The organism is Stenotrophomonas sp. SMYL8 (assembly GCF_036320065.1).
GTDB lineage: Bacteria > Pseudomonadota > Gammaproteobacteria > Xanthomonadales > Xanthomonadaceae > Stenotrophomonas > Stenotrophomonas maltophilia_A.
Window position 1 is genome coordinate 37772 of the sequence record NZ_JAWIRR010000036.1, and the last position, 8114, is coordinate 45885.

The window sequence follows — 8114 nt, forward strand, 5'->3', positions numbered from 1 at the left end:
GTGAGAATCCTGGTAATCGAAGACAACAGCGACATTGCGGCCAACCTGGGCGACTACCTGGAGGACCGGGGCCACACCGTGGACTTCGCGGCTGACGGGGTTACCGGTCTGCACCTGGCCGTGGTGCACGAGTTCGACGCGATCGTGCTGGATCTCAATCTGCCAGGCATGGACGGCATCGAGGTCTGCCGCAAGTTACGCAATGAAGCGCGCAAGCAGACCCCGGTACTGATGCTCACCGCCCGCGATTCGCTGGACAACAAGCTGGCCGGCTTCGATTCCGGCGCGGACGACTACCTGATCAAGCCGTTCGCGCTGCAGGAAGTGGAAGTGCGTCTGAACGCCCTGTCGCGACGCGGCAAGGGCGTGCAGACCCGCGTGCTGGAAACCGGCGATCTGGAATACAACCTGGATACGCTGGAAGTGCGCCGCCAGGGCAAGCTGCTGCAGCTCAACCCGACCGCACTGAAGATCCTGCAGGCGCTGATGGAAGCGGCCCCGGCCGTAGTGACCCGCCAGGAGCTGGAAACCCGTGTGTGGGGTGAAGAACTGCCCGATTCGGATTCCCTGCGCGTGCACATCCATGGCCTGCGTGCGGTGGTCGACAAGCCGTTTGAAGTGCCGCTGATCCAGACCCGCCATGGCATCGGATACCGCATCGCCACCCCGGAAGCCTGATTCGGTGGCAACCAAGGGGGAGCGCCGGCGCACGCCTTATCGGCGGCGCCTGCGCAGCCGCATCATCGTTTCGTTCGTGTTGTTGGGCTTCTGCCTGACGACACTGTTCGCGTTCGCCACCAACTGGGCCCGCCTGCGCGTGGAAAACCAGCTGGTGGAAGAGCTGATGAACCGCAACATCGACGAGTATGCGCGCCGCTATTACGAGCACCCCGGGCATAACCCGGACGCACCGGTGCTGCAGATCAAGGCCTATGCCTATTCGAAGGACAAGTTCGACCGGGTGCGCGAAGAGCGCGCGCAGTGGGCGGGCTTCTCCGATGGCATCCACAGCGTCAGCGGCGATGAGCACGGCGAGCCGTACTCCTACAAGCTGGCCGTGCGCAAGACGCCCGACGCCTGGTTCTTCCTCGCCTATGACATGACCGACAGCGTGCGCGGCGGCAAGCAGCTCAACCGCGCGCTGGTGCTGTCGGTGCTGGTGTTCAGCGTGCTGTCGCTGGTGCTGGGCTGGTGGTCGGCCTCGAAGGTGATGAAGCCGGTGTCGGATCTGGCCGCGCGGCTACGTGCCTATCGCGGCGGCACCAGTGACCCCGAACCCCTGGCGCCACGCTTCCCCGACGACGAAGTGGGGCAGCTGGCACAGGCGCTGGACGACTATTCCTCGCGGCTGACCGAAGTGGTGCAGCGCGACCGTGAGTTCAACGCCGACGTCAGCCACGAACTGCGCACGCCGCTGGCGGTGATCCGTGGCGCTACCGAACTGTTGCTGACCCGGCCCGGCCTGGACGAAAAGGTGCTGCAGCGCCTGCAGCGCATCCAGCGCGCCGAACAGCAGTGCAGTGATCTGATCGGCGCGCTGTTGCTGCTGTCGCGCAACGAGCGCGGGCAGGGCACCAGCAATGTGGCCCGCGTGGCCGAGCAGCTGCTGGACGCGCATCGCGCGCAGCTGGGCGGCAAGCCGCTGGAGCTGCTGCTGGAAGGCGAGCGCAACCTGGTCATCGACGCACCCGAAGCCGCCTTGTCGGTGGCACTGGGCAACCTGATCGGCAACGCGGTGAAGTACTCGCAGGACGGCGAGGTGCGCGTGTTCGTCGGCACCAACTCGGTGTCGGTAACCGACAGTGGCCCGGGCCTGAGCGAGGAAGACGCGGCCAAGCTGTTCCAGCGTGGCTACCGCGGCACGCATGCCGGCCACTCGCAGGGCGGCGGCATCGGCCTGTCGATCGTCAGCCGCCTGTGCGACCTGTACGGCTGGCAGGTAAGCGTGCGCCCCGGCGGCCAGCGAGGCGTGATCGCCACCCTGACGTTCTCGCCGAAGCCGTTGTAAGGGCCCCTGCTTTGGTGGGTGCCGACCTTGGTCGGCACGAACCCCGCCGACCCTGCATCGCGCCCTGTGCCGCTTGTGCCGCCACCGTGATCGCTGCCGCGCCCCGCGCGTGTAGATCCACGCCATGCGTGGATGCACTTCGGTAGTGCCGGCCGCTGGCCGGCAACCAGGCCTCACCCCCCGGCCAACCCCAGATACCGCGCATGCAGCTGTTCCACCTGCACCTGCAGGTCCTCCGGCTGCCCATCATTGACCACCACGTCATCGGCCAGCGCCATCCGCTGTGCGCGGCTGGCCTGCGCAGCAATCATCCGGTCGGCCAGCACGGCATCAATGCCATCGCGCTGCATCAGCCGCGCATGCTGCACGGCTTCGGGCGCATCCACCAGCAACACCCGGTCCAGCCACGGGTAGGCTTTCCGCCCACCCACCTCGGTCAGCAGCGGAATCGCGGCAATCGCATAGGGGCTCTCAGCCTGCTCGCACTGCTGCTGCATCAGCCGACGGATGGCGGGGTGGGTGATGGCTTCCAGCGCCGTCCGCTCGGCCGGGTCGGCAAACACGTGGGCGCGCAGGCGCCCCCGGTCCAGGCTGCCATCGGCCAGCAGCATGTCGGCGCCGAAACGCTCGGCGATACGGGCCAGCGCCGGGCTGCCGGCAGCCACCACGGCCCGTGCGGCCAGATCAGCGTCGGCCACCACGATCCCCAGCGCCTCGAAGCGCCGGGTCACCTCACTCTTGCCCGAGGCGATGCCACCGGTCAGGCCAACCACATAGCGGCTCATGGGGACTCCCCTCAGCGCAGCCCGCTCATCACCAGGTACTGCTCCACCAGTGGCGCACCCCACATGAAGTACAGCCAGCCGGCGATGGCCAGGTACGGCCCGAACGGGATGGGCGTGGCGCGGTCACGGCCGCGGCTGTACAGCCAGATCGAGCCGATGATGGCGCCCAGCACCGACGACAGCAGGATGATCGGCAGGATGCCCTTCAGACCACACCAGGCGCCCAGTGCCGCCAGCAGCTTGAAGTCGCCGTGGCCCATGCCTTCCTTGCCGGTCAGCTGCTTGAACAGCCACCAGACCGTCCACAGCGACAGGTAACCCACCGCCGCGCCCACCAGGGCGGGCTTGGCCGGCATGTACAGATTGTCGATGCTGCCTATCAGCCCCAGCCACATCAACGGCAGGGTCAACTGGTCGGGCAGCAGCTGCGTTCGCAGGTCGATACCGGACAGGGCGATCAGGAAGCAGGTCAGCACGATGGCGCCGAAGCCCTGCCAGCCGAAGCCGAATTGCCAGACGCAGGCCAGCACCAGCACCGAGGTCAGCGCCTCCACCAGCGGGTACTGCAGCGAGATCGGCGCCTTGCAGTGGCGGCACTTGCCGCCCTGGATGATCCAGCTGAACAGCGGGATGTTCTCGTACCAGCTCAGCTTGTGCTTGCAGTGCGGGCAGTGCGACGGCTCGACCACGATCCCCGGTGGGGGTGGTTCATAGAAGTCCGGTTCCTCCAGGACCTCGCGCGCATCGCGCTTCCACTGCCACTCCAGCCGCTTGGGCAGCCGCAGGATGACCACGTTCAGGAAACTGCCCAGCAGCAGTCCCAGGGCGGCCGCGGCGGGGTAGCCGAGGCCGGGGTGCTGGTCGAGAAATGCCATGTATGTTTTATCCGACGACAGAAGCGAGCTTGAAGATCGGCAGGTACATGCCGACGACCATGCCGCCCACGACCACACCAATGAACACCATGATCATCGGTTCGAGCAGGCTGCTCAAGGCGTCAACGGCATTGTTGACCTCCTGCTCATAATACTCGGCAACCTTGAACAGCATGGTATCCAACGCGCCCGCCTCTTCGCCGATGCCGGTCATCTGGATGACCATGTGCGGGAACAGGTTGGTCTGCTTCATGGCCATGTTGACCGGGTAGCCCACCGAGACGTCGTCCCGCATCCGCAGCACAGCCTCTTCATAGACCTTATTGCCGGTCGCGCCAGCCACGATGCCCAGGGCCTCCACCAGCGGGACGCCAGCCTTGAAGGTCACGGCGGTGGTCCGCGCGAAGCGGGCAATCGAGCTGTTGTGCATGATCTGGCCGATTACCGGCACCTTCAGTATCAGCCGATCCATTTTGTGCTGCATGGCTGGTGAGCGCTTGTAGGCCGTCACGAAGCCGACGATGCTGCCGACAACAATGATCGCAATCAGCCACCACCACGAGACCATGAAACGCGAGCAGGACACGATGATCTGGGTGAAAGCCGGCAGGTCGGCGCCGAAACTCTTGAACACGTCTTCGAACTGCGGCACCACGAAGATCAGCAGGATCGCGCTGACCAGCAGCGCCACAGCGATGACCATTGCCGGGTAGAACAGGGCCTTCTTGATCTTGCCCTTCAGCGCTTCGATGTTCTCCTTGTAGTTGGCCACCGTGTCCAGCACGGTCTCCAGTACGCCGGCGCCTTCACCTGCCCGCACCAGGTTGCGATACAGCTCATCGAACTGCACCGGGTGCTTGCTGATCGCCTCGTGCAGCGATGAGCCGCCCTCGATGTCGGTGCGCACGCCATCGACCATCTTCTTCATGCGCGGGTTCTTGTGCCCGCTGCCGATGATCTCCAGCGCCGAGACGATCGGCACACCGGATTTCATCATCGTGGCCATCTGCCGGCTGAAGAAGGCGATGTCCTTGGTGCTGATCGCCTTGCCGGCCGCGCCGAACAGCGGTTTAGGCTTCGGTTTCACCTGGCCGGGATTGATGCCCTGCCGGCGTAATTCGGCCCTGAGCAGATTGGCATTCTTGGCCAATTGCTCGCCCTTCATCTTCACGCCCCGCTTGTCGGTCCCCTCCCAGACAAACGGCTGCAGTTCCATCGTGGCGCGGGCCACGGGCTCCTTCTTGATCGCACTGCGACTGACAGACATGTTGGCTCCCCAAGACCCGCCATCCCCAGGCGGGTAACTAGCCATTGATGGTAGCGGGTTCAAGGCCGGATGGGCAGTTGGTAGGCGGCCCAGCGTGCGATTTCGTGCCGGGTGCCGACCAAAGGTGACGCACTGCGTCACATTGCCGCGTCCATCGCAGATTCGCATGCCGGGGGTTCCCATCCGCGAAATTGCTGCCATCATGGGCGCGGGGAAATCCAGGGGGAGGCGTGCCGGGGTTGGCACGCAACCTGCGTTGATCCACCCGCAGGGTGCAGGACCCGCTCAACCGGTCGATGGCCGGCCCGATCCTGTGCGCTGACTCAACCACCACTTATCTTGGGGATGTATCAAATGAAGAACCAGAAGGGCTTCACCCTTATCGAACTGATGATCGTTGTTGCGATCATTGCGATTCTGGCCGCCATCGCGCTGCCGCAGTATCGCAACTACACCGCACGCGCCAAGATCACGCAGGCTATCGGCTCGGTGGCTGGCGAAAAGATCAAGGTTGCTGAGAATCACAGCTCCGAGCGTCCGTTGTGCAGCGACGTGGCTACCAATGCCAACTGCAATGCCGGTACTGGTGCGCTTGCAGGGAGCTCGAAGGACAATAGTGCGACTGTGTCCATTGTTCCGACCATTCCGGCCAACGGCGTTGACGAGATCACCTGGGTCTGCACGGTTACTAAGTCTAGTGTCACGGCCTACAAGGACAAGCCCTGTGAAGCGCTGAACTAAGTTCCCGCCCCTGTTCCGGCAGGTAGGTTGGTTTAGTTCTTGAAAAAAATGCCCGCGATGTCATCGCGGGCATTTTTTGTTTATTCCTTGGAGCTGGCTTGTTGCTACCCTAAGTCTGTCCTGATTGAGTCGCCGCCATGAACGCAGTCACCACCGCCAACCTGGTTGGCATCACCGGGCTGGCCCGCCGCCTGGTCCAGGATGGAGCGCTGGACGAGGCCTCCGCCCGCGACGCGATGGCCAAGGCCGCCGCTGCCCGCCAGCCACTGCCAACGTGGTTCGCGCAGAACAAGCTGGTCAATGCCGCGCAGCTCGCTGCCGCCAACGCGGTCGAGTTCGGCATGCCGCTGTTCGACGTGTCCACCTTCGACGCCAGTCAGAACGCGATGAATCTGGTGAGCGAGGAGCTGCTGCGCAAACACAACGTGCTACCGCTATTCAAACGGGGTGGCAAGCTGTTCGTCGGCACCAGCAATCCGACCCACTCGCTGGATGAAATCAAGTTCCACACCAATCTTGTGGTGGAGCCGATCCTGGTCGACGAAGACCAGATCCGACGCACCCTGGAGCAGTGGCATACCAGCCATGACAGCCTGGGCGACTCGCTGGGTGGGGACGATGAAGGGCTCGCTAACCTGGATATATCCAGCGGCGACGAAGACAACGCAGGGGGCGACTCCGGCATCGATGCCAAGGGCGACGACACCCCGGTGGTGAAGTTCGTCAACAAGGTGCTGGTCGATGCCATCCGCAAGGGCGCATCGGACATCCACTTCGAGCCCTACGAAGACGATTACCGCGTGCGCCTGCGCATCGACGGTCTGCTGAAGATGGTGGCGCGGGCGCCGGTGAAGTTGAACCAGCGCATCGCCGCGCGCCTGAAGGTGATGGCGCAGCTGGACATCGCTGAGAAGCGGGTGCCACAGGACGGGCGCATCAAGCTGAACCTGTCCAAGTCCAAGCAGATCGACTTCCGCGTGAGCACGCTGCCGACCCTGTTCGGTGAAAAGGTGGTTCTGCGTATCCTGGATGGCAGCGCGGCCAAGCTGGGCATCGACAAGCTGGGCTACGAGCCGGACCAGCAGAAGCTGTTCCACGACGCCATCCACAAGCCGTACGGCATGGTGCTGGTGACCGGCCCAACCGGCTCCGGCAAGACGGTGTCGCTGTATACCGCGCTGGGCATCCTCAACGATGAGACGCGCAACATCTCCACCGCCGAAGACCCGGTGGAAATTCGCTTGCCCGGCGTCAACCAGGTGCAGCAGAACAACAAGCGCGGCATGACCTTCGCTGCGGCGCTGCGCTCGTTCCTGCGACAGGATCCGGACATCATCATGGTCGGCGAAATCCGCGACCTGGAGACGGCCGAGATTGCGATCAAGGCGGCGCAGACCGGCCACATGGTGCTGTCCACGCTGCATACCAACGATGCGCCGCAGACCATCGCGCGTCTGATGAACATGGGTATCGCCCCATACAACATCACCAGCTCGGTGACGCTGGTGATCGCCCAGCGCCTGGCACGCCGGTTGTGCGGCAACTGCAAGCGACCGGCCAACCTGCCGGAGCACGCGCTGCTGGCCGAGGGCTTCACCCAGGCGCAGCTGGATGCGGGTATCCAGTTGTACGAGGCGGTGGGCTGCGATGAGTGCACCGAGGGCTACAAGGGCCGAACCGGTATCTACCAGGTGATGCCGATGACCGATGAGATCGCCACGATCGTGCTGGCCGGCGGCAACGCACTGCAGATTGCCGAGGCGGCGCAGCAGATCGGGGTGAATGACCTGCGGCAGTCGGCGTTGAAGAAGGCGGCAGCGGGTGTGACCAGCCTGGCCGAGATCAATCGCGTTACCAAGGATTGAGGTAGATCCACGCCATGCGTGGATGAAGCGATGCATGGGGGTTGCCGGCCAGCGGCCGGCACTACCACGTTGGTGGGTAGATCCACGCCATGCGTGGATGCCGCGATGCATGAGGTTGCCGGCCAGCGGCCGGCACTACCACGTTGGTGGGTAGATCCACGCCATGCGTGGATGACGCGATGCATGGGGGTTGCCGGCCAGCGGCCGGCACTACCACGTTGGTGGGTAGATCCACGCCATGCGTGGATGGCGCGATGCATGAGGTTGCCGGCCAGCGGCCGGCACTACCACGTTGGTGGGTGGATCCACGACATGCGTGGATGACGTGATGCATGAGGTTGCCGGCCAGCGGCCGGCACTACCGCGTTGGTGGGTAGATCCACTCCATGCGTGGATGCCGCGATGCATGAGGTTGCCGGCCAGCGGCCGGCACTACCGCGTTGGTGGGTAGATCCACGCCATGCGTGGATGACGCGATGCATTGGGTTGCCGGCCCGCGGCCGGCACTACCACGGTGGTGGGTAGATCCACGCCATGCGTGGATGGCGCGGCGGCGCACGCCAACCAAGGTTG

Annotated in this window: 7 protein-coding genes; 4 read left to right on the forward strand and 3 right to left on the reverse strand. The window is 64.4% G+C overall.

What is annotated here, in order from left to right:
• Both V3B25_RS19825 and V3B25_RS19830 read left to right on the forward strand, forming a co-directional pair.
• The gene (locus tag V3B25_RS19825) at positions 1-678 is read left to right on the forward strand and encodes a response regulator transcription factor (protein ID WP_005410804.1); all 678 of its coding nucleotides are present in this window, start codon (positions 1-3) and stop codon (positions 676-678) included.
• Positions 641-2008 (forward strand): HAMP domain-containing sensor histidine kinase, encoded by a 1368-nt coding sequence (locus V3B25_RS19830; RefSeq protein ID WP_032128829.1) that lies wholly within the window; start codon positions 641-643, stop codon positions 2006-2008. Before V3B25_RS19825 ends, V3B25_RS19830 begins: the two co-directional genes overlap by 38 nt.
• Positions 2009-2181: 173 nt before the next feature.
• Here the strand turns inward: V3B25_RS19830 and coaE are convergent, their stop codons facing one another.
• The 3 genes from coaE to V3B25_RS19845 are packed head-to-tail and all read right to left on the reverse strand — an operon-like array spanning position 2182 to position 4935.
• On the reverse strand, positions 2182-2793 hold the full coding sequence (gene coaE / locus V3B25_RS19835; protein ID WP_329811433.1) for a dephospho-CoA kinase: 612 nt from the start codon (positions 2791-2793) through the stop codon (positions 2182-2184).
• A gap of 11 nt (positions 2794-2804) precedes the next feature.
• Complete coding sequence (locus V3B25_RS19840) at positions 2805-3668, reverse strand: A24 family peptidase (RefSeq protein WP_032128827.1); 864 nt, start codon at positions 3666-3668, stop codon at positions 2805-2807.
• Positions 3669-3675: 7 nt separating this feature from the next.
• Positions 3676-4935, reverse strand: a complete 1260-nt coding sequence (locus tag V3B25_RS19845) for a type II secretion system F family protein (protein WP_329811437.1) — start codon at positions 4933-4935, stop codon at positions 3676-3678.
• A 354-nt stretch (positions 4936-5289) separates the two neighbouring features.
• Between V3B25_RS19845 and V3B25_RS19850 the strand changes: the two genes are divergently transcribed.
• Positions 5290-5676 (forward strand): prepilin-type N-terminal cleavage/methylation domain-containing protein, encoded by a 387-nt coding sequence (locus V3B25_RS19850; RefSeq protein ID WP_329811434.1) that lies wholly within the window; start codon positions 5290-5292, stop codon positions 5674-5676.
• Positions 5677-5813: 137 nt separating this feature from the next.
• Positions 5814-7541, forward strand: coding sequence for a type IV-A pilus assembly ATPase PilB (pilB, locus tag V3B25_RS19855; protein ID WP_329811435.1), 1728 nt, complete (start codon positions 5814-5816; stop codon positions 7539-7541).
• The last annotated feature ends 573 nt before the right edge of the window (positions 7542-8114 follow it).